The 20,562-nt window shown below is 57.6% G+C and carries 21 protein-coding genes; 12 read left to right on the top strand and 9 right to left on the bottom strand.

Annotated features, from left to right (window positions below; translation table 11 throughout):
* The first annotated feature begins 295 nt into the window (after positions 1–295).
* Together cbpA and E2F51_RS06165 are read left to right on the top strand one after the other, a co-directional pair.
* Positions 296–1,243 (top strand): curved DNA-binding protein, encoded by a 948-nt coding sequence (cbpA, locus tag E2F51_RS06170; RefSeq protein WP_013204376.1) that lies wholly within the window; start codon positions 296–298, stop codon positions 1,241–1,243.
* Positions 1,240–1,539, top strand: coding sequence for a chaperone modulator CbpM (locus E2F51_RS06165; RefSeq protein ID WP_134822998.1), 300 nt, complete (start codon positions 1,240–1,242; stop codon positions 1,537–1,539). Before cbpA ends, E2F51_RS06165 begins: the two co-directional genes overlap by 4 nt.
* 52 nt (positions 1,540–1,591) lie before the next feature.
* On the opposite strand, the gene E2F51_RS06160 is transcribed toward E2F51_RS06165, so the two are convergent.
* From E2F51_RS06160 to E2F51_RS06135, 6 genes are all read right to left on the bottom strand, one after another.
* The gene (locus E2F51_RS06160; protein ID WP_134822997.1) at positions 1,592–1,936 is read right to left on the bottom strand and encodes a hypothetical protein; all 345 of its coding nucleotides are present in this window, start codon (positions 1,934–1,936) and stop codon (positions 1,592–1,594) included.
* 364 nt (positions 1,937–2,300) lie between these two features.
* Positions 2,301–2,762: an SgcJ/EcaC family oxidoreductase gene (locus tag E2F51_RS06155; protein ID WP_134822996.1), complete on the bottom strand. Its 462-nt coding sequence runs from the start codon at positions 2,760–2,762 to the stop codon at positions 2,301–2,303.
* Positions 2,763–3,061: 299 nt separating this feature from the next.
* A complete protein-coding gene (locus E2F51_RS06150; RefSeq protein ID WP_053141328.1) occupies positions 3,062–3,703 on the bottom strand; it encodes an RpiB/LacA/LacB family sugar-phosphate isomerase in 642 nt (213 codons plus the stop codon).
* A 46-nt stretch (positions 3,704–3,749) separates the two neighbouring features.
* Positions 3,750–4,511, bottom strand: a complete 762-nt coding sequence (gene kduD, locus E2F51_RS06145; RefSeq protein WP_134822995.1) for a 2-dehydro-3-deoxy-D-gluconate 5-dehydrogenase KduD — start codon at positions 4,509–4,511, stop codon at positions 3,750–3,752.
* A gap of 15 nt (positions 4,512–4,526) precedes the next feature.
* Positions 4,527–5,666, bottom strand: a complete 1,140-nt coding sequence (locus E2F51_RS06140; RefSeq protein WP_013204370.1) for a glycoside hydrolase family 105 protein — start codon at positions 5,664–5,666, stop codon at positions 4,527–4,529.
* A gap of 20 nt (positions 5,667–5,686) precedes the next feature.
* Positions 5,687–7,285, bottom strand: a complete 1,599-nt coding sequence (locus tag E2F51_RS06135; RefSeq protein ID WP_371732167.1) for an MFS transporter — start codon at positions 7,283–7,285, stop codon at positions 5,687–5,689.
* A gap of 325 nt (positions 7,286–7,610) precedes the next feature.
* On the opposite strand from E2F51_RS06135, the gene E2F51_RS06130 reads away from it, so the two are divergent.
* The gene (locus tag E2F51_RS06130; protein ID WP_134822993.1) at positions 7,611–8,621 is read left to right on the top strand and encodes an alpha/beta fold hydrolase; all 1,011 of its coding nucleotides are present in this window, start codon (positions 7,611–7,613) and stop codon (positions 8,619–8,621) included.
* Here E2F51_RS06130 and E2F51_RS06125 read toward each other — a convergent pair.
* On the bottom strand, positions 8,618–8,869 hold the full coding sequence (locus tag E2F51_RS06125) for a hypothetical protein (protein ID WP_041692455.1): 252 nt from the start codon (positions 8,867–8,869) through the stop codon (positions 8,618–8,620). The genes E2F51_RS06130 and E2F51_RS06125 overlap by 4 nt on opposite strands.
* Positions 8,870–9,084: 215 nt before the next feature.
* Between E2F51_RS06125 and E2F51_RS06120 the strand changes: the two genes are divergently transcribed.
* Positions 9,085–9,708 (top strand): pyridoxamine 5'-phosphate oxidase family protein, encoded by a 624-nt coding sequence (locus tag E2F51_RS06120; RefSeq protein ID WP_134822992.1) that lies wholly within the window; start codon positions 9,085–9,087, stop codon positions 9,706–9,708.
* Between the two features lie 41 nt (positions 9,709–9,749).
* Here the strand turns inward: E2F51_RS06120 and E2F51_RS06115 are convergent, their stop codons facing one another.
* Both E2F51_RS06115 and E2F51_RS24190 read right to left on the bottom strand, forming a co-directional pair.
* On the bottom strand, positions 9,750–10,766 hold the full coding sequence (locus E2F51_RS06115; RefSeq protein ID WP_134824820.1) for an ABC transporter substrate-binding protein: 1,017 nt from the start codon (positions 10,764–10,766) through the stop codon (positions 9,750–9,752).
* A 16-nt stretch (positions 10,767–10,782) separates the two neighbouring features.
* Entirely contained in the window at positions 10,783–10,914 is a 132-nt protein-coding gene (locus E2F51_RS24190) for a hypothetical protein (protein WP_256372260.1), read from the bottom strand.
* A gap of 222 nt (positions 10,915–11,136) precedes the next feature.
* Here E2F51_RS24190 and dgcN point away from each other — a divergent pair, with 222 nt between their 5' ends.
* The 8 genes from dgcN (at position 11,137) to E2F51_RS06075 (ending at position 20,428) form a co-directional block, all read left to right on the top strand.
* Positions 11,137–12,144, top strand: a complete 1,008-nt coding sequence (gene dgcN / locus E2F51_RS06110) for an N-acetyltransferase DgcN (RefSeq protein WP_134822991.1) — start codon at positions 11,137–11,139, stop codon at positions 12,142–12,144.
* A 2-nt stretch (positions 12,145–12,146) separates the two neighbouring features.
* Positions 12,147–13,112 (top strand): N-acetyl-D-Glu racemase DgcA, encoded by a 966-nt coding sequence (gene dgcA / locus E2F51_RS06105; RefSeq protein WP_134822990.1) that lies wholly within the window; start codon positions 12,147–12,149, stop codon positions 13,110–13,112.
* A 22-nt stretch (positions 13,113–13,134) separates the two neighbouring features.
* Positions 13,135–15,006 (top strand): ABC transporter ATP-binding protein, encoded by a 1,872-nt coding sequence (locus tag E2F51_RS06100; protein WP_134822989.1) that lies wholly within the window; start codon positions 13,135–13,137, stop codon positions 15,004–15,006.
* A 33-nt stretch (positions 15,007–15,039) separates the two neighbouring features.
* Entirely contained in the window at positions 15,040–16,581 is a 1,542-nt protein-coding gene (locus tag E2F51_RS06095) for a glutathione ABC transporter substrate-binding protein (RefSeq protein WP_134822988.1), read from the top strand.
* Between the two features lie 69 nt (positions 16,582–16,650).
* Positions 16,651–17,583, top strand: a complete 933-nt coding sequence (locus E2F51_RS06090) for an ABC transporter permease (protein ID WP_013204359.1) — start codon at positions 16,651–16,653, stop codon at positions 17,581–17,583.
* Positions 17,580–18,479 carry an ABC transporter permease subunit gene (locus E2F51_RS06085; RefSeq protein WP_134822987.1) on the top strand — a complete coding sequence of 300 codons (900 nt, stop codon included), beginning with the start codon at positions 17,580–17,582 and terminating at the stop codon, positions 18,477–18,479. Before E2F51_RS06090 ends, E2F51_RS06085 begins: the two co-directional genes overlap by 4 nt.
* A 4-nt stretch (positions 18,480–18,483) precedes the next feature.
* The gene (locus E2F51_RS06080; RefSeq protein WP_105760429.1) at positions 18,484–19,539 is read left to right on the top strand and encodes a P1 family peptidase; all 1,056 of its coding nucleotides are present in this window, start codon (positions 18,484–18,486) and stop codon (positions 19,537–19,539) included.
* A 67-nt stretch (positions 19,540–19,606) separates the two neighbouring features.
* A complete protein-coding gene (locus E2F51_RS06075) occupies positions 19,607–20,428 on the top strand; it encodes a M55 family metallopeptidase (protein WP_013204356.1) in 822 nt (273 codons plus the stop codon).
* Positions 20,429–20,562 lie beyond the last annotated feature (134 nt).

Raw genomic sequence — 20,562 nt, 5'->3', positions numbered from 1 at the left:
GGTGGTTATCACTTTCTTCTGTTCTTCACTGCCTTCTACTCTCCCTAAAAATCTTCTTACGCCTTCTGAACCCGTCCAGCCATCGGGCGATTTGCTGTGCCTGTCGATCGCCGCATTAAACTCTCCACACCCTGTAACGGGATGGTCTGATTTATTTCCCCCATCGCGCATTTACGCCTTACACTCATTAAGTACCGCGTTAAGGGTCACCGTGGGGCCTTATGGCCTCACTTGTTTTCGACGGATTGAACCCGACTTGTCTCAAAATAGTTGTGTGAAAAGAAGGTGTTAATAGATGGAATTTAAAGATTATTACGCCCTGCTGGAGGTTGAACCGACGGCAGATTTGAAAACCATTAAAACGTCGTACCGTCGGCTGGCGCGAAAATACCATCCCGATGTCAGCACCGAAGCCAATGCCGAAACGAAATTTAAAGAGATGGCCGAAGCTTACGAGGTTCTGAAGGACAGCGACAAGCGCGCTGAATACGACAATCTGCGCTTACACCGCGACGATCCCCGCTTCTCACAATCCGCACCGGACTTCGGTGGCGGATTTGGTCAACATTCTCAGGGTAATACCGGTGACTATTCTGACTTCTTCGAATCCATCTTTGGCCGTCAGGGCGGTGGATTCCAGGGGCAGACGCGACGTCATCCACCAAGACGAGGTCAGGATTTGGAAATGGAAGTGCCGATGTTCCTTGAAGAGACGTTGACCGGCGACAGCCGCAACGTCTCCTTCACCCTGCCAGTGCTGGATGAGTTTGGTCGCCAGACGGATGAAATAGCAAAAACCCTGAAGGTGAAAATCCCCGCCGGCGTGGTCGATGGCGAGCGTATTCGCCTGAAAGGCCAGGGCGTGGCGGGCAGCCACGGTGCGGCGAACGGCGATTTGTATCTGGTGATCCGCGTGGCGCCGCATCCGCTGTTTGAAGTCGATGGGCAGAATTTGCAGATTGTGGTGCCGCTGGCTCCGTGGGAAGCCGCGCTGGGCGCGACGATTCAGGTACCAACCTTGACCGGAAAAATTGCGCTGACCATCCCGGCGGGCAGTCAGAACGGCCAGCGGATGCGGGTCAAAGGCAAAGGCCTGGTCAGTAAAAAAGGCAGCGGCGATCTGTTTGCCATTCTGAAAGTGGTGATGCCGGGCAAAGCCGATGAGCAAACGGCCGCCCTGTGGCGTGAGTTAGCGGAGAAGGCCGCCTTCGAGCCGCGCTCAGCATGGGAGAACGCATCATGAGTGAACATGTCCGCTATACCGTGATTGAGATTTGCCGTTCGGGGGATATTTCCCCCGAAGAGCTGACGGAAGTGGTGGGGCTTGGGGTGATCACCCCGCTGGAAGTGACGCCCGGATGGATTTTCGATTATCACGCGCTGCGTAGCCTGCGCAAAGCACGACAGCTGCAGGTTGAGCTTGAGCTGGAGTGGGCGGGTATTGCGATGGCGCTGACGCTGATGGAGAAGGTGGAGCATCTGGAGAAAGAGAACGCCCATCTGAAGCGCCAACTTGAGCGGCTGCTGCACACCCACTAATTTACCGGCGTGGCGAAGTGTTCAGGGTCGGTTCGCCCGACCCTGATGCGCTTTAATCCTGGCTCTGATACTCGTCCAGCGTGGCGTTCTGGCAAGCTTCGGGGCTCTGACGCGCTTCTTTTTTCTGGTTTTCATTCAGGTTCATCCAGGCGGCAATCACCGTTCTGGCTTCATCTTCATCAAACTCATGCTTTTCCTGCGCGGAAGGCGACTGACCGCGTGCATCCAGTGCCTTCAACTTAGCAATGTAGCTGTCTACGGACCCACTGGTTTTTTCCTGGGTCACTAACGTACACAGATTGGCGATATAGCCCTGAGCCGGATCTTCAGAGTCATCTGCGGCCTGCGCCGCGCCGGTTGCTGCCAGAATGGCGAGCAGCATTAGTGCTTTTTTCATACCTGCTCCTGGTAAAAGGGGTGAAGTTAACGCATCTTCCATCAGGCAGCCTTTAAATTGCAACTGTTTCAGCCTGCTCGCCAGTGTTGATCGGATTGATGACAGAATTTCATTCAGGCTCTTTTAAAGATTCAGGAGCGCACGATGGTGGGTTTTGCCGCTCTGGTACCGTGCTTCAGCATTGGCCTGGCCCGGGCCACGGTGGGTATCGGTGCAGCATAAAGCCTGAAGCACGCGACGAAACGCTGGAGCGTATTCATTGCTTTCGCCCAGCGCGCGCCTTATGTTCCCCGCGCACCGATTGCCATTGTCGATATATATACATTGGCCTTTATGGCTGGACGGGAATAATCAGATAAAGGGGTTATTTAACCTGTTCTGGCATGGCAGAAGAGTGGTGAGTTGAAATCAACCATTTCTCGCCATTCCAGGCATAGGTAAAGGTATAACGGGCTGCCGCTTTACTGCCGTCTTTAAAGGTAAAGGTATAGGTTCCGGTATCAATCGCTTTATTACAGCCCAGACGAATATTGCGGCTATCAATATGGCCAATCGGTTTTTTCGCTAAAAACTCTTCAAAATAATGAATGCGCTCTTCGTCGCTTAAACGGACCTGATTAGACAGCGTCGGTAGCAATACCGCGTCCGACAGGTAATTTTCTGAAACGGTTTTCGCATCGCCGGTCTGCAGCGAGGCGTTCCAGCGATCGAACATTGACGCCACTTGTTTCTCGGTCGTTTTAACACAGGCGTTATTTTCCTTGGCAAAGGCCGCAGAAGACGTCAGTACGGCAGCAATAATAAGGACGGTTATTCCAGATTTCATTTGTTTTTTCCCATGATGTTTAACTGAATGCGATTTTTAAAAATGAAAGGTAGCAACCGTTAATTAAACGAGGCATAAACCTGTGGGCGCGGGGAAAGAGGGGAAGCTTGACCTCTGATGTAGATCAATTTTAGGGGTGTTATTTAATCTAACTGGCAGGGAATAATACTTTCCGCAGTAATTATACGCAACATTATTAAAACCATGATGGTGAAATGGCAGTTTACATAATCGTGTTTTTACAGGGTAAAAAAATACCGGCAGCCACCGGATAGTGGCTGCCGGTAATGATGAAATGATTATTGCTGAATCAATTTTCTGACCCAGGCAATAATCTCGGCATCTTTACCGTGTTCAAACAGGCAATGCTGGAAGCGTTTGCCGCCCACGGCGGTTTTCACCAGTTCCGGGTCGATGGCCCGCAGCGTATCGAGGTAGTTCTCCTTGATCACCGCGCTTTTCACCTGGTTCAGAATGCCTGCGTTACGGACCTGAGGCTCTTTACGGTCAAGCGGATAGCCTTCGCCTTTGCGACCGGTGAACGCTTTCTCAAAGATATAGCGGACGTTCAACTCCGCGCCCCAGCCGAAGCCTTTAGCAAAAGGTAACGACAAGGCGTTGCCGTTATTGATCTGCGCAAACAGGAAGGCGTCCGCCGGATCGATACAGTAGCCGCACACCACGCCTGGATGGATGTTCAGCGACATCAGCGCGCCCTGGCCGGTGCCGCAGCCGGTGACGACAAAATCCACCGCTTTAGCATTCAACAGGATGCTGGCCATGATACCTAAATGAATATAGGTCAGATGGTGGTCCTGATCGTCCTGCATACCGACGTTAAACACCGCATCCTTGTTGTCTTTAGCGACCGCTTCCAGCTGGGCTAACACCAGCGCATTTTTCCCCGCCTGGCTGTTTTCCATCATCAGTGCAATATTCATATTTACTCCCGTTTTAGGCTTATTCGTTCAAAAAGGGCAGAAAGGGCTAGCGTGCAAGCCAGCCGCCATCTACCGCAAGGGTGTATCCGTTAACGTAGTCAGACGCGTTGGAGGCGAGGAATACCACCGGACCCATCAGGTCCTCCGGGGCTCCCCAGCGTCCGGCCGGAATGCGATTAATAATGTCTTTGTTGCGCGTTGGGTCGTCGCGTAACTGCTCGGTGTTATTGGTCGCGATATAGCCGGGCGCCAGCGCGTTGACGTTGATGCCATGCTTCGCCCATTCGTTGGCCAGCTCGCGGGTCAGGCCCATCACCGCGCTCTTCGAGGCGGTATACGACGGCACGCGAACCCCGCCCTGGAAAGAGAGCAGGGACGCGATGTTGATAATTTTTCCGCCGTGGCCCTGTTTAACGAACTGGCGGGCGACCAGCTGGGACAAAAAGAACAGCGTCTTGATGTTCACATTCATCACGTCGTCCCAGTCCTGCTCGCTAAAGTCCAGTGCCTCATCGCGGCGGATGATCCCGGCGTTGTTGACCAGAATATCGATCTGCCCCATTTCGCCGACCGCGCGTTCAAGCAGCGACGCCAGTTGATCCTGTTTGCCCAAATCGGCCTTCAGACTCAAAAAACGTCGACCTGCTGCCGTGACTTCCTTAGCGGTTTCTGTGGGTTCACTGCGGTTTATGGCCACGATGTCGCACCCGGCTTGCGCCAGGCCGACGGCCATACTCTTCCCCAGCCCGGTATTACATCCGGTGACCACGGCGACCTTACCGTGGAGAGAAAAATCGTTAAGGATCATGCGGTTTTCCTTTTTTTATAGATAGACATGCAGGTATTCCACCAGGCATAAAATCGCCATCGCCTGGCCATACGGCATCGACGTCAGCGGGACCTGGCGGTAGTAATCGAGGTTTTTGCCCATCGCGGTGCCGAAGGAAACCTGAGTCAGTTCACCCTCGGCATTGATATGCTTAATCAGTCCTTTCAGCGCCTTTTCAGCTACAGCGATGTAGCGGTCGTCGGCATAGTGGCAGCGGGCGGCTTTCAGCATGCCGAAGGCAAAGCCTGCAGTGGCCGAGGCTTCCAGATAGGAGGTCGGATCGTCCAGCAGCGTGTGCCACAGGCCGCTCTCATGCTGGCAGTTCTCTAACGCCGCCAGCTGGCTGGCAAGCACCTGCTGAAGATAACGCCGGGTGGCGTCTTTCTCCGGCAGATCCAGCAGCTCAAGGAATTCCGGGATAACAATCGTCAGCCAGCTGTTGCCGCGTGCCCAACGGGCATTGGCAAAGTTGTGGTGGCCTTCAAACGTCCAGCCGTGGAACCACAAGCCGCTCTGGCGATCCATCAGATGCTGGGTATGCAGCAGGAACTGATATTTCGCCTCTTCGATGTAGTCCGGGCGGTTCAGCAACTTGCCAATCTTCGCCAGCGGCAGCACGGTCATCATCAGCGTGTCGTCCCACAGCTGCTGATGGTTTTCCTCTGCCAGCGTGATGTGTTGCAGACCGCCGCAATCGGTACGCGGCATCTTGTGCACTATCCAGTCGGCCCAGCTTTCCAGATAGGGCAACCAGCGCGGGTCTTTACTCTCTTCATAGCGGTACGCCAGCGTCAGGAACGGGCAGACGGTGTTGACGTTGCGGGTGGTAGAACCCTCCGCAAAGCGGTCGCGAAACCAGTCATCAACGATGGCCCGCAGACGATCGTCACCGGTCTGGCGGTAGTACTGATGAATACCGTACAGCCCGATGCCGTGCGTCCACTCCCAGCCTGCCCAACCTTTGGTATCAATTACCCGTCCGTCATCCAGTCTTAACAGGAACTCGCCGGACTCATCGGTAATGTTCACCAGGTTATCCACCAACTTATTGATCAGCTGATGTAATTCTTTACTGGAGATAAAGCGGTCCGGCTGGCGGAGCAGTTCGCTGTGTTTTACGGGATAGACCAACATATTTTTTTGTCCTCGAATATTCAGGGATGACGGGTTAACTGACTGGCGACAGGTTCAACCAGCGGCGTGACGGGCAATGGCGTCACAGCAGGCTTGTTGCGGTTGAGGTAGCCAATATTGTTGTTGCCCCACAGTGCTTCGTACGGCAGTCCGGCCAGCATCTCGACGGTTGCCCGGGCCTGAGGGGTGATATTGCCGGGCACCACATTGCCGGCTGCTCGCATTTTTTCGGTCTCTTCACGCAGCGTCTGATGCGTTGCCAGATTCAGCTTGAAGCGCAGGGAGATAAAGAAGCCGATGCACAGCATCACCAGCGTGCCGCCACACAGGATGCCGAGAATGGCGTGGCTGACCGTCGGGGATTGCACGCTGCTGCCGGCCATAAAACCGGAGAGCTGCATCAGGATGCCGACCAGCATCACCGCGCCCGCCTGGGAGGCTTTGCGGGTCAGGGTCATGATCCCGGCAAAAATCCCTTCACGGCGCTGTCCGGTGATCACCTCGTCAACGTCAGAAATGTAGGTGTAGATATTCCACGGCACATAGTTGATACCGCCGCGACCCAGTCCGGCAAGGCCCGATACCAGCAGCAGCAGCGAGAACACATCGCTCAGGCCGGTGTAATACAGCACGCCGTAAGAGAGGGTGCTCAGACCGAACAGCACCACCACGATGCGGTAAGAAGGCGCAGGCCCGAAGCGGATGCACAGCGGGATCATGCCCATCACGGCGATAAACTGCATGATTGCCATGGTGCCCATCAGATTGGAGGCCAGGCTGGCGCTTTGCATCAGCACGAACACCACGTAATAGGTGAACACCGCATTGAACACGTCCTGGGCGATATAGCCGCCAAGATACATGCCGAGATGCTGGCGGAAGATGCGCACGCGCAGCGTGGACGTCAGCTCAATCTTCAGTCGGGAAAGGCTTTGCCCGAGCGTCAGTTTCTGCTGCTCGGCTTCCAGTGCGGCAGCGGATTTTTTCTCGGCCGGCCGTTCCCAGGTGTTAAACCACACCAGCGTCAGCACGATGGCGCAAATCACCGAGAACACCAGGCTGGAATAGAAGAAGGAGATCGCATTATCTTTACCGAAGTAGCTGAGCAGCACGCCCGGCAGGAAAGCCGCCAGAATGGCTGAAAGCTGCGCCAGCGCGATGCGTGCGCCAGAGAACTTGGTTTTCTCTTTGAAATCATCGGTCATTTCCGGCACCAGCGTTTCGTATGGCACCAGAATTGAGGTGTAGACCACTTCGAACACCAGATAGGTCAGCAGGTAATAGACGTAAGTCATATCGCCGACCCACATCAGGCTGTAAGTGAAGACCAGCGGGATACCGGTCAGAATGAAGAATTTCCGGCGACCAAAGCGCTTGCCCAGCCAGGTCGAACCGAAGTGGTCGGTCAGATAGCCCATCAGCGGGCTGACCACGGCGTCCAGCACACGGGCCATGGCAAAGATGGACGTGGCTTCAATCGGGCTGAGCCCGCAGAAGGTGGTGTAAAAATAGAGAAGCCACGCAGAGGTTAGCGCCATGGTGCCAGCGCCGAGAAAATCACCTGATCCGTAGGCTAAATAAGTTAGCGTTCCTGGTTTACGTATCATCATAGTGCCCATCCTGGTTAGACAACTGTCAGACCCGGCCTTATGTCGGGGATGAGCTAAGTTAGAACCAGCACGAACAGAAAACCTTTGCGATTTTGCCAGGTTTAGGGGGTGGGTGACATTAAAAAGAAGAAACCGGACACCGATCTCACCAATTTAATAAAATGCCGTTTCATTTTTATTGAAGTACCGTCTTGATTGCCGATTTTAGTACGGTTTTTCTTCTTTGCGCTTCTTTACCTGTCACATCCTCAGACACACTTTTTTATCCACTATGGTTAAGCCTTGTTTATGCTGATTTTTCCTCTCCCTTTCCTAATTTGATAAGGATTAACCTGTGTCGAACATCCTTCGTGGCCTGGTCATTGCCAGCCTGATAACCGGTTTCTCTGCCACGGCGGCGGAGACCACGCCGACCTACGGGCCGGAACTGCAAGGTTTTGATTTCCCTTACCCTATTCAGAAATTCGATTTTACCTCGCAGGGCCAGCCGCTCAGCATGGGTTATATCGATGTGCAGCCGAAAGGCCAGGCCAACGGCCGCACGGCGGTGCTGATGCACGGCAAAAACTTTTGTGGCGTGACCTGGCAGGACTCGATCGATGCGTTGAGCCACGCCGGTTACCGGGTGATCGCCCCGGATCAGATCGGTTTTTGTACCTCCAGCAAACCGGCTCATTACCAGTACAGCTTCCAGCAACTGGCGTTGAATACGCAGAACCTGCTGAACAAGCTGCATATCGACAAGGTCACGCTGGTGGGCCATTCAACCGGCGGCATGCTGGCAACGCGCTTTGCGCTGATGTATCCGCAGGAAGTACAGAAGCTGGTGTTGGTGAATCCGATTGGTCTGGAAGACTGGAAAGCGAAGGGCGTGCCGTGGCGCAGCGTCGATGACTGGTATCAGCGCGAGCTGAAAACCTCGGCGGCCAGCATCAAAAAGTATGAGCTGAACACCTATTATGTTGGTCGCTGGAAGCCAGAATATGACCGTTGGGTCACCATGCTGGCCGGATTGAATAACGGACCGGGCCACCAGATTGTCGCCTGGAATTCGGCGCTGCTGTACGACATGATTTTCACTCAGCCGGTGTACTACGAGTTTAAGGATCTGAAAATGCCGACCACGCTGATGATTGGCACCTCAGACACCACGGCGATCGGCAGCGATATTGCTCCGCCGGAGGTGAACGCAAAAATCGGCCATTACAACCAGCTGGGCAAACAGGTTGCCGCGTTAATTCCGCATTCCACGCTGATTGAATTCCCCGAAATGGGGCACGCGCCGCAGATGGAAGAGCCGGCGAAGTTTAATCAGGCGCTGATTAAAAATCTGGATCAACCTTAACGGCACTGAGAGGTGCAGGCCTGCAGGCAGGACTGCATCTTGGCACCACAGCCACTGTCATTGTTGCGCTGACACTGGCTGTTTTGCACATAGCAATTTTGCTGGCACAGGCTGACATCACACTTTGCCGCCACCGGCGTGGCGATAATATCCTGCTTTGGCGGCACCAACGGCAGTTGAGACATTTGCGAACAGGCGGTACCTGAGAACGCCAGCGCCAGCAGGGCCAGAATGCCAGTCATCTTCATCGTTATTTCCCCAGAAAAAAGCATGCAAAAGCGATACTGACAGCATAGATAGCCTGGTCAAAAACGCGAAGATTACCGGTCTGATATGCGACGAAGGCCGGATGAAACCGTTGCCGGTAACCCTTCTGCCATCCTGGCGCTGTACTATGATTATCGGCAAGGTGCTTTGTCGGCGTCGAGCAAAGCACGATTTCGATCAAATTTGCGGGGATAACATGTCAGACGAGCAGGATTGCATTACAACGCTGGCCGCGCTTGAGCAGCTGTATGGCGAGGTTGCAGCGCCGTCGTTGATGAAAGTAACCGACCATATTCACCCGGCCTACCGCCCGTTTATTGACTCTTCTCCCTTTGTGGCACTGGCGACATCAGGCCCGTCAGGTCTGGACGTTTCGCCCAGAGGCGACCCGGCCGGATTCCTGCATATCGAAAATGAGAAAACCCTGCTGCTGCCGGATCGGCGAGGCAATAACCGCATCGACAGTTTGAGAAATATCGTCAGCGATCCTCGTGTGGCGCTGCTGTTTTTGATCCCGGGTATTGGTGAAACGCTGCGGGTAAATGGCGTTGCTGAGATCAGCATCAATCCCGAGCTGCTGGAACACTTTGCGGTCGAGGGAAACAGGCCGAGATCGGTGTTACGTATTACGGTAAATAGCGTGTTCTTCCAATGTAGCCGGGCGATAATCCGCGCCCGACTGTGGGATCCCGCCACCCAGCTTGAACGCGCTCAGCTGCCCAGCACCGGCAGCATCCTGAAAGCCCTTTCCCAGTCAGCTATCGACGGCGAGGCTTACGATCGGGCTTTGCCGGGGCGGATTAAGGACACGCTTTACTGAGTGGCTTATCAGCGTGGCTTGAGTGCTCACAGATTACAGACTCATTCCGGCCCCAACGCCCGCAAGATCCTACCGGCCTGATCCGCCGTTAGCGGGTAATCAAAGAAGCGCTGATAGAAATCCTGGGTGGTTTTCACCATATCGAGATCCGGGAATAACGCCGGATGCAGCAGTTTTGCTGCCCACTGGATTTGCAGCGCGGCTTCGGTACCGTAGCGGTCCCAGGGGAAAACCCCGGCCGGGTTTTGCCACACCTGATGGTTTTTCACCGCCTTCAGGCTGTTGAATAACGTCGCGTAATCGGAGTCAGCAATAGAACCTGCACCGGCACCAATAATGATGATATCCGGCTGCCAGAACAGCACGTTCTCCGGCGAGGTTTCCTTCATATTGCCGCTCACTTCCGCCGCCGCATTGCGCCCGCCGGCCAGTTTGATCCAGGTATCAATCAGCGTATGGCTACCATCCACTTTTAACGGATGCAGCGACTCAATATGCAGCACGCGCGGGCGCTGGTCGGCCGGCAGCGCCGCCGTTTTGGCCTGAATCGCGGCAATATGCTGGTTCAGATAGGCGTTGTACGCCTGCGCCCGCTGACGTGCTTTCTCCGTCCCGACCACCTCAGCCGTGGTCAGCAGGGAGCGCTTCATGGACGGGAAGTCGTCAAAGCCCATCACCAGCGTTGGCAGGCCAGCCTGGCGATAGGCGGCGGCATCGCCATCTTCCGCCGCGACAAACACGGCATCCACTTTTCGCGTCAGCAGCGCTTCGCTCTCAAAACTGCGGCCATGCACCGACAGCGCCTGATTTAACGACGGCTGGATTTTAAACATCCACGGCCGGTCTTTGGCGTGATTTACCGTCGCCACGATCCGATCGCCCGCACCCAGCGTCATCAGCAGCGAATGGTGCGCATACCAGCCATCGGCAATGCGCGTTGCCTGAACGGCAACGGTGACGCGATTCCCCGCGTCATCGGTTACCGTGCGGGCGAATAGCGACTGGCTAAAAGTGGTCAGGCTCAGTGCCGCCAGCAGCGGCAGCAGGATCGGGCGCATGTTCATCAGGACCTCATCAGAAATTAAGCTGCATGGAAAGCTGCACCATTCGCGGTTCGCCAATCGGGGCGCTGGCATAACCGGCACCGCTGTAGCCGTTCAGGCCGCCGGGCACGATGTTGGTCCAGTAGGGGTTTACCACTGCCATTGTTTTAATTTGCCTTACGATGCTGAGCGGCTCGGGCGGCCACCTGTGCGGGGATGCTGTAAAAAGAGCGCAGAGGTTAGCATATCGCTATATCAATTAGTATATAGCGACTCACCATAACCCCAGGCTATACCCTGCCGATAAACAAGCATTATCCCGGCTGTCATAACAGTGAAATAGTCTTCTCAGGCAAACCCTGCAACCTGATAAGAGAAAACCCTGATGCTGATCCCTCAACCCTATTTGTTATTCCTTGGCGACGTTACCGATCCGCTGGCGGCGAAAACGGCACGCGGCATCCACGTCTGGCGTCCTGAGCAGTGCGTTGGGCAGATCCGTCTGCCGGGCTGCACCGTCTCTCTGGGCCTCGACGATCTGACTATTGAAGCCGCCGTCGCGGCCGGGGCGAAAACGCTGGTGCTCGGTACCGCCAATGCCGGTGGCTATCTGCCGGAACACTGGCTGGACACCGTGCGTGGCGCGATCAATGCCGGACTGAACGTGGCCAGCGGCCTGCATTATCGCCTGGTGGATAACGAAGAGCTGGTGGCGCTGGCGAAAGCGCAGGGCGTTGCGCTGTTCGACATCCGCCATATGCGGCCAAAACTGGACGTGGGCAGCGGTAAGAAACGCAGCGGCAAACGCGTGCTGACGGTCGGCACCGACTGCTCGGTCGGCAAAATGTACACCTCGCTGGCGCTGGAATCCGCCATGCGTGAGATTGGCCTGAAGGCTGATTTCCGCGCGACCGGGCAGACCGGCATTCTGGTGGCGGGCGAGGGGATCGCCATCGATGCGGTGATTGCGGACTTTATCGCTGGCGCGGCAGAAGCGCTGTCTCCGGCCAACGAGGCCGATCACTGGGATATCGTGGAAGGCCAGGGTTCACTGTTCCATCCCTCTTATGCCGGCGTCAGCATGGGCCTGATCCATGGCGCGCAGCCGCACTGGCTGGTGATGTGCCACGAGATGCACCGTCCGCATATGCGTCACCTGCCGCATCAGCCGATGGTCAGCCTGGCAGACTGCGTGGAAGCCAACGTGCGTGCCGCCCATGTCACCAGCGACAGCGTTCAGCTGGCCGGTTTCGCCATCAATACCTCTAACTACAGCGAGCAGGAAGCCCGTGATTACTGCCAGCAAATCAGTGCGGAATTTGGCGTGCCGGCCACCGATCCGGTGCGTTTTGGCATCTCGGAGATTGCTGCACTGCTGAAAGAGCGGGGCTGATTATGCGCCGGATGCAGGTTGAAGTTGTCGAGCTGCCGTTAGCGCGTCCGTTCGCCATCGCGCGCGGTACCCGCACGGCGGTGACGGTGGTGCGGGTCACGCTGGAAGAACAGGGCTTTATCGGACGTGGCGAATGCACGCCCACCGCCCATTACCATGAAAGTGCCGAAAGCGTTACCGCGCAGCTGGCGGCGGTGCAGGAAGAGGTGGAAAACGGTCTGACGTTAAGCGAGCTGCAAAACCGTCTGCTGCCGGGATCGGCCCGCAACGCGCTGGACTGCGCGCTATGGCGGCTGGATGCCGCGCTCAACCGACAAACGCTGTGGCAGCGTCTGAATGCGCGGCCACCTGCCAGCGTGATCACCGCCGAAACGCTGAGCCTCGACAGCGTGGAGATGATGGCGGCCGCGGCGGCGGATGCCGTTTCGCGCGGGGCGATCCTGCTGAAAATCAAACTCAACCGCGACCTGATTCTGGAAAAAGTGGCGGCGATCCGCGCCGCCGCGCCGGACGCCACGCTGATTATTGATGCCAACGAAGCCTGGAGCGGGCTGGATCTCAGCAGCCTGTTCTCGGCGCTGACCCACTACAACATCGCGATGATCGAACAGCCGTTGCCTGCGGGTAACGACGCCGATCTGCAACGCTTCGATCACCCGATCCCGGTCTGTGCGGATGAAAGCTGCCATCACGTCGGCGACATCGCCGGGCTGCGCAACCGCTACGAGATGATCAACATCAAGCTCGATAAATGTGGCGGCCTGACCGAAGCGCTGGCGATGGTGGACGCCGCGCGGATCCACAAATTACGGCTGATGGTGGGCTGCATGCTCGGCTCCTCACTGGCGATGGAAGCCGCGCTGCCGGTGGCCGTCTCGGCGGAACATGTTGATCTCGACGGGCCGATCTGGCTCGCGGCGGACAGCGCCCCTTATCTTTCCTACAACCAGGGTCGTATCTGGCTTTAATCCAGCGACCACCGGAGTCACGATGACGGAACGTATTCACTCAGAACCCACCGCCACCGGATCCGGCAACGCCTCGCCTGTACTGCAGGTTGAGGATTTGAGCGTCAGCTTTAGCGGGCGCTCCGGGAAAAACCTTGCGCTGAAAGGCGTCTCCTTCACCATCAATAAAGGCGAAATTGTTGCCGTGGTTGGCGAAAGTGGCTCGGGTAAATCGGTCACCTCGCTGGCGGTAATGGGCCTGCTGGCATCGTCTGCCACCATTGAGCGCGGGGCGATCCACTTCAGCCCGCGCAGCGGCGTGAAGCACCCGTTGCTGACCATGAGCACCGAGGAGCGGCGCAAGCTGCGCGGTCGCGATATGGCAATGATTTTTCAGGAGCCGATGACCTCGCTAAACCCGGTCCTGCGGGTTGGCGATCAGCTGACGGAAGCCCTGCGCGATCACCAACTGTGCGACAGCAAAACTGCCAACGCCAAAGCCCGCGAGCTGCTGCGCAAAGTGCGTATTGCGGATATCGATCGGGTGATGAAAAGCCATCCGCATTCCCTGTCCGGCGGCATGCGCCAGCGGGTGATGATTGCCCAGGCGCTGGCCTGCGATCCGCAGCTGCTGATCGCCGATGAACCGACCACCGCGCTGGACGTCACCGTTCAGGCCCGCATCCTGCAAATCCTCCGCGACCTGCAACAGCAAAGCGATATGGCGGTGCTGTTTATCACCCACGATATGGGCGTGGTGGCGGAAATTGCCGATCGGGTGGTGGTGATGTATCGCGGCGAAGTGGTGGAACAGGGCCGCGTGGAGCAGATTTTTGCCGCACCCGAACACCCTTATACCAGGGCGTTGCTGGCCGCCGTTCCGCGTCTGGGCGATATGAAAGCCAGCCGCTGGCCACAACGTTTTCCGCTGCTGGGTGAAGAGCAGGATGAGGAGGCCGGCGTGCAGATTACCGCGCGTTATGAGCAGAAGCCGCTGCTGGATGTGCGGGGGCTGAAGGTGTATTACCCCATCCGCAGCGGGATGTTTTCCGCGCTAACCCATCGCGTCCACGCCGTTGAGCAGATCGATTTTTGCGTCTGGCCCGGGGAAACGCTGGCGATTGTCGGCGAAAGCGGCTGCGGCAAAGCCACCACCGGACGCGCGCTGCTGCGGCTGGTTTCCAGCGAGTCGGAGAGTATTCACTTTCGCGGCGAAGAGATCAGCATGCTGAAAGAGCCGGCATTTCATGCGCTGCGCCGGGAAATTCAGATGGTGTTCCAGGATCCGTATGCCTCATTAAATCCGCGTCTGACGGTGGGCTTCACCATTGCCGAACCGCTGCTGCTGCATGGGCTGGTGAAATCCCTGGAAGAGGCGACGCCGCAGGTCCAGTCATTACTGAAAAGCGTCGGATTATTGCCGGAACATGCCCGCCGCTATCCGCATGAGTTTTCCGGTGGCCAGCGTCAGCGTATCGCCATCGCCCGCGCCATGGCGCTGCAGCCGCAGGTGATTATCGCGGATGAAGCGGTGTCGGCGCTGGATGTTTCCATCCAGGCGCAGGTGGTTAACCTGATGATGGACCTGCAAAAAGAGACCGGCGTGGCGTGGATCTTTATTTCGCACGATATGGCCGTCGTCGAGCGCATCGCCAACCGCGTGGCGGTGATGTACCTCGGCCAGATTGTGGAAATCGGCCCGCGCCATGCGGTATTCAGCAACCCTCAGCATCCTTATACCCGTCGTCTGTTGGCCTCCGTTCCGGTGGCCGATCCTGCCCGCCGTACCGTGCGTGAACTGGACGACGGCGAAATCCCCTCGCCGCTGCGTAAAGCCGGGGAAGAAGTGGAAAAACTTCGTTACCGCCAGGTCGACCTGCATCACTGGGTTGCCGAAGGGGACATGCACCGTTAGCGCTTATTTCATTTACCATTCTGGAGAGACACCATGAAGCCGTTTTTACGTCGTTCTGCCGTCGCCCTTGGGCTGTCACTGTGTCTGGCGGGCATCGCCCAGGCGCAGGACCTGCGGATTTCCGCCTATGTCGATATCACCGGTCTTGATCCGCACGATACCTCCGACAACGCCAGCTATTCGGTACAGGCAGGGATCTTTGAACGCCTGTTCCAGTTCGACAGCAAAATGAAGCTGGTTCCGTGGCTGGCGACCGATTACACCAGCAACGCGGACGCCACCGAATTCACGCTGAATCTGCGTAAAGACGTCATCTTCCAGGACGGCACGCCGTTTGATGCCGCGGCGGTAAAAGCCAACCTCGACAGGCTGGCCGATCAGACCAAAGGTCTGAAGCGTAACAGCCTGTATAAGATGATTAAAACCGTCACCGTCGTTTCGCCAACCCAGGTCAAAATCGATCTCAACCAGTCTTTTGGCGCCTTTATCAACACCCTCGCACACCCGTCGGCGGTGATGTGGAGCCCGACCGTGCTGAAGCAGTACCCGGACGAAGCGCAGCTGCGCCTGCATCCCACCGGCACCGGCCCGTTCAAATTTGTCAGCTGGCAGCCGGGAAAAGAGGTCAAGCTAAGCAAGTTTGACGGTTACTGGCAGAAAGGCTGGCCGAAGGTCGATAACGTTTACATCACGCCAAGCCCGGAAGACTCCACCCGCGTCGCGGCGCTGAAGTCCGGCCAGGTGGATGCGATCTATCCACTGCCTTCCGACCTGATCAACACCGTGCAGAGCGACAGCAAGCTGGCGGTTCAGCGCGATGAAAGTATCTACCTCTACTACATGGCGATGAACACCCAGCATAAATCGCTGGCCGATGTGCGCGTGCGTCAGGCCATCAACTACGCCATCAACCGCGATATCTGGCTGAAAGTGGCCTATGCGGGCATGGGCAAACCGGCTACCTCGGCGATCCCGCCGGCGGTGCAGTTCTACGCCAAACAGAGCGATCCGGATTACCGCTACAACCCGGAAAAAGCCAAAGCCTTGCTGAAAGAGGCCGGCTTCGCCAACGGTCTGGACCTCAAGCTGTGGGTGACCAACGCCACCGCCAGCGTGCGTGCTGCGCAGTTCCTTAAGCAGCAGCTGGGCGCGGTCGGCATTCGCGTCTCGGTGACGCCAATGGATTCCGGCGCGCGTAACGCCAAACTGTGGGGCGTGAAGGATCCGAAGCAGGCCGAATTCGACCTCTATTACGGCGGCTGGTCGACCTCCACCGGTGATGCGGACTGGGCCTTACGTCCGCTGTTCGCCACCGAATCCTGGGTACCGGTGTCGTATAACGTCTCTTACTACAGCAACCCGGAAGCGGACAAAGCCATTGCGGCAGCGCTGCAAACGGCCGATCCGGCGAAGCGTGCGGCGGCTTATGCCCAGGCACAGACCATCATCTGGAAAGATGCGCCGATCGCCTTCCTCGGCTCGCCAGATAACCTGGTCGGCAAGAAAAAGAACCTGACCGGCGTGTCGATGCTGGCCGACGGCTCGTTCCTGTTCGATCAGGCGGAGTTCCATTAATCCTGAGTCTGTGGCGGGAGCGATCCCGCCTTTGCTGCTGGTACACCCGAATTAACCAGGAAATCGCCTATGTTTGCCTATCTTGTCCGACGTTTACTGGAAATGATCCCGGTGTTGCTGGTGGTCTCCCTGTTGGTATTTGCTTTTATTAAACTGCTGCCGGGCGATCCGGCACGAATTTATGCCGGTCCCGATGCGCCAATTGAGGCGGTCGAGGCGGCACGACAGCATTTAGGCCTCAACGACCCGCTGCCACAGCAGTATCTGCACTGGCTGGGCGGGCTGGTGAAAGGTGACCTTGGCGTCACCTACCGCACGCAACAGCCGGTCACCGAGGTGATTGCCCAGGGCTTTATGCCGACGATGTGGCTGGCGCTGGCCGGATTTGCCTGGTCGGTATTGTTGGGGCTGATTATCGGCGTGATCTCGGCGCTGAAACGCGGGAAATGGCAGGACTGGACGCTGATGAGTCTGGCGGTGGGCGGCATATCGATGCCGCCGTTCTGGCTGGGGCTGCTGCTGATCCAGTTTGTGGCGATGCCGTTTGGCCTGTTTTCCGTCAGCGGCTTCAACCAACCCAGCGACATAATCCTGCCGGCCATTACGCTGGGATCCTCGGTGGCGGCGGTGATGGCGCGCTTCACCCGATCGGCCTTTCTGGAAGTGGCGCAGGAAGATTACGTCCGTACCGCCAGGGCGAAAGGGCTGCGTAACCGGCTGGTGACCTGGAAACATATCATGCGCAATGCGCTGATCCCGGTGATCACCATGCTCGGCTTACAGTTTGGTTTTCTGCTCGGCGGATCGATCGTGGTGGAAAGCGTCTTCAGCTGGCCGGGTCTGGGCTGGTTGCTGATCGAGTCGATCAAAACCCAGGATCAGCCGGTGATTCAGGCGCTGGTGATGCTGTTTGTCTTTGAATTTATTGTCATCAACCTGCTGGTGGACCTGCTTTACGCAGTGGTGAATCCGGCCATCCGTCTGCGTCAGGAGCCTGCATGAAGCCAACAACCGAAGCGGCCATCGCGCAAACCGTGCTCGAGAACAGTACGCTGCGCTCGCCGTGGCACGATTTTATTCAGAACCTGATACGCAACCCGCTGGCGCTGGTGTCCGGTGGCTTTATCCTGCTGCTGGTGATTGTGGCGGTGTTTGCGCCGGGGATTGCGCCCTGGGATCCGATGGCTCCCGACTGGATGGCGCTGTCGGCACCGCCTTCTGCCGCGCACTGGATGGGCACCGACGATCTGGGTCGCGATGTGCTTAGCCGCATTATCTACGGCGCGCGCATCTCGCTGTATGTCGGCGTGCTGTCGGTCACCCTTGGGATGATGGTCGGCATCGTGCTGGGACTGCTGGCGGGCTATTACGGCCGCTGGGTGGATATGCTGATTATGCGCGGCTCTGACGTGCTGTTTGCCTTCCCAGGCATGCTGCTGGCGATTGCGGTGGTGGCGATTTTAGGTCCAGGCTTAAATAACGTCATTATCGCCGTCGCGGTGTTCAGCGTGCCGGTATTCGCCCGCATCGTGCGTGCCTCGACGCTGTCGTTAAAGCAGGCGGCCTACGTTGAAGCGGTGCGCTGTGCCGGTGCGCCGGATCGGGTGATTTTGATCCGCCATATTCTGCCGGGCACGCTGTCGAACGTGATTGTCTATTTCACCATGCGTATCGGCACCAGTATTCTGACCGCAGCCGGCCTGAGCTTTATCGGTCTTGGCCCGGAGCCGGATGTGCCGGAGTGGGGCAATATTCTGGCGATGAGCCGCAATATGATGATGGCCGGAGAGTGGCACGTCAGCGTGTTCCCCGGGCTGGCGATTTTTATTACCGTGCTGGCGTTTAACCTGTTGGGTGATGCGCTGCGCGACACCTTAGATCCGAAATTGAAAGGGTAAGCAGATGGACTATCGTCAGGCCGCGCTCGACCTGTTATTGCAGCGCTGGCGAGAGACGCGCCGGTTAGGCAATCCTCGCGGCATTTGTGGTGCCACCAACAGCCTGAGCGATGTGCCGGGCGTTCGGGTCGGGCACGCCACGCTGGACGAGGGCGAACGCCAGACCGGAGTGACGGCGATTGTGCCGCCGGGCGACAACCTGTTTACCCAGCCGTTACCCTGCGGTGCGGCGGTGTTAAACGGCTTCGCCAAGCCGGTCGGGCTGGTGCAGATTGAAGAGTTGGGCGTGCTGCAAACGCCGATCCTGCTGAGCAACACGCTGGCGGTCGGCACGCTGTTTACCACCCTGGTGCGCGAGGCGATTAGCCATAATCCGGAGCTGGGCCGCTCGCTGCCGACGGTGAATCCGCTGGCGCTGGAGTGCAACGATGGCTGGCTGAATGACATTCAGGCGCTGGCGGTGACCGAGCAGATGGCGCAGCAGGCGCTGCAGTCTGCCTCCGCTGCGTTTTCCCGAGGCAGCGTCGGAGCCGGGCGCGGCATGAGCTGCTTTAGCATGAAGGGGGGAATTGGCACCGCCTCACGCAACCTCCCGACACTGAATGCCACGCTGGGTGTGCTGGTGCTGGCCAACTTTGGCGCCTTAACCGCGCTGACGCTGGACGGGGTCAGAGTGGGTGAGGCGATAGAACCGCTGCTGCCCGAGCTGACGCCGCAGCGCGATGCGGGTTCGATTATCATCATTATGGCCACCGATGCGCCGCTGGATGCCCGGCAGTTAAAGCGGATTGCGAAGCGCGCCGGTGCCGGTCTGGGCAGGCTTGGCAGCTACTGGGGCCACGGATCTGGCGATATCGCGGTGGCCTTCTCCACCCACCCGGTGCCGCAGCCGCCGGAGGAGTCGGCGCTGGAACCGCTGTTATCTGCCGCGGCCGATGCCACGGAGCATGCGGTGCTGGATGCGCTGCTGAGCGCCGAAGCGGTCACCGGATTCCGTGGGCATCATCGCCCGGCATTAAGCGAACTATTAGATCGACTGGCTGCAGGCCCTGACGCCTGACTTATCCCTGGCGCGGCGCAAGCTGCCCGCGCTGCAACTCCCTGGTTTCTGCTGAAGGTCTTCCCCGATGAAAATTTTTATCTCCGCCGATATTGAAGGCATCGCAGGCGTGATGCGCCCGGAACAGTGCAGTCCGGGTCACGCCGAGTATCAGCTGGCACGTGGTCTGATGGAGCAGGAAGTGAATGCCGCCATCGACGGCGCCTTTGCCGGTGGCGCAACGGAAGTGGTGGTTGCCGACAGTCATGCGCAGATGACCAATCTGCGGGCGGAAAATATCGACCCGCGCGCGCGCCTGGTACAGGGCAAACCGCGCGGATTATCGATGGTGGAAGGGCTGGAGCATCAGCCTTACGACGGCATGATGTTCGTCGGCTTTCACAGCGCCGCAGGCGAGTTTGGCGTGCTGGCGCATACCATCAACGGTCGGGCGTTTTACCGGGTCAAAATCAACGGCGAAGTGATGGGCGAAAGCGATATCTATGCCGCCGCCGGCGCGGAGCAGAATGCGCCATTGTGGCTGGTGACCGGAGACGACAGGCTGCAACAGTGGATGGCGGATTACTATCCGTCGGCCGATTACGTCTGCGTAAAACGGGCGATTTCACAAACCTGCGCCGAATCACTCAGCCCGGACGCCGCCCGCACCGCCATTCGTCAGGCCGCTGAAAAAGCAGTGAGGCGCGGCAGAAAAGTCAGCACCACCCGCGTTACCGCGCCTTACCAGCTGGAACTGATGGTCACTAAACCGGTGCTCGGCGATCTGTTCTGCCTGGTCCCCGGCGTCACGCGGCTGGATGCCGTCACCGTCGGATACAGCGCCCAAAATATGGCGACCCTCGTCAGCCTGCTGAGCGCGTTCTCCTATCTGGCCTCGACGCAGAACTGAACCTGACCTGTGCAAACGTGTTTCCAGCGGCGCATTGTCGATGCGGTTAATTATTGATCGACCAAAATTGTGCGAGTAGTCAGGTCAAACAGGTCAAACAGGTCAAACAGGTCAAACAGGTCAACTTTGTGGCT

Origin of the sequence: Erwinia sp. QL-Z3 (assembly GCF_004551645.1) — a bacterium.
Lineage (GTDB): Bacteria > Pseudomonadota > Gammaproteobacteria > Enterobacterales > Enterobacteriaceae > Erwinia > Erwinia billingiae.
The sequence above is the reverse complement of the archived record's forward strand: the minus strand, read 5'-3'. Positions and strand labels throughout refer to the sequence as shown.

Bases quoted from the DNA above. Each gene is read 5' to 3' on its own strand.
- cbpA (WP_013204376.1), top strand. From the start codon at position 296: ATGGAATTTAAAGATTATTACGCCCTGCTGGAGGTTGAACCGACGGCA.
- E2F51_RS06165 (WP_134822998.1), top strand. From the start codon at position 1,240: ATGAGTGAACATGTCCGCTATACCGTGATTGAGATTTGCCGTTCGGGG.
- E2F51_RS06160 (WP_134822997.1), bottom strand. From the start codon at position 1,936: ATGAAAAAAGCACTAATGCTGCTCGCCATTCTGGCAGCAACCGGCGCG.
- E2F51_RS06155 (WP_134822996.1), bottom strand. From the start codon at position 2,762: ATGAAATCTGGAATAACCGTCCTTATTATTGCTGCCGTACTGACGTCT.
- E2F51_RS06150 (WP_053141328.1), bottom strand. From the start codon at position 3,703: ATGAATATTGCACTGATGATGGAAAACAGCCAGGCGGGGAAAAATGCG.
- kduD (WP_134822995.1), bottom strand. From the start codon at position 4,511: ATGATCCTTAACGATTTTTCTCTCCACGGTAAGGTCGCCGTGGTCACC.
- E2F51_RS06140 (WP_013204370.1), bottom strand. From the start codon at position 5,666: ATGTTGGTCTATCCCGTAAAACACAGCGAACTGCTCCGCCAGCCGGAC.
- E2F51_RS06135 (WP_371732167.1), bottom strand. From the start codon at position 7,285: ATGGGCACTATGATGATACGTAAACCAGGAACGCTAACTTATTTAGCC.
- E2F51_RS06125 (WP_041692455.1), bottom strand. From the start codon at position 8,869: ATGAAGATGACTGGCATTCTGGCCCTGCTGGCGCTGGCGTTCTCAGGT.
- E2F51_RS06120 (WP_134822992.1), top strand. From the start codon at position 9,085: ATGTCAGACGAGCAGGATTGCATTACAACGCTGGCCGCGCTTGAGCAG.
- E2F51_RS06115 (WP_134824820.1), bottom strand. From the start codon at position 10,766: ATGCGCCCGATCCTGCTGCCGCTGCTGGCGGCACTGAGCCTGACCACT.
- E2F51_RS24190 (WP_256372260.1), bottom strand. From the start codon at position 10,914: ATGGCAGTGGTAAACCCCTACTGGACCAACATCGTGCCCGGCGGCCTG.
- dgcN (WP_134822991.1), top strand. From the start codon at position 11,137: ATGCTGATCCCTCAACCCTATTTGTTATTCCTTGGCGACGTTACCGAT.
- dgcA (WP_134822990.1), top strand. From the start codon at position 12,147: ATGCGCCGGATGCAGGTTGAAGTTGTCGAGCTGCCGTTAGCGCGTCCG.
- E2F51_RS06100 (WP_134822989.1), top strand. From the start codon at position 13,135: ATGACGGAACGTATTCACTCAGAACCCACCGCCACCGGATCCGGCAAC.
- E2F51_RS06095 (WP_134822988.1), top strand. From the start codon at position 15,040: ATGAAGCCGTTTTTACGTCGTTCTGCCGTCGCCCTTGGGCTGTCACTG.
- E2F51_RS06090 (WP_013204359.1), top strand. From the start codon at position 16,651: ATGTTTGCCTATCTTGTCCGACGTTTACTGGAAATGATCCCGGTGTTG.
- E2F51_RS06085 (WP_134822987.1), top strand. From the start codon at position 17,580: ATGAAGCCAACAACCGAAGCGGCCATCGCGCAAACCGTGCTCGAGAAC.
- E2F51_RS06080 (WP_105760429.1), top strand. From the start codon at position 18,484: ATGGACTATCGTCAGGCCGCGCTCGACCTGTTATTGCAGCGCTGGCGA.
- E2F51_RS06075 (WP_013204356.1), top strand. From the start codon at position 19,607: ATGAAAATTTTTATCTCCGCCGATATTGAAGGCATCGCAGGCGTGATG.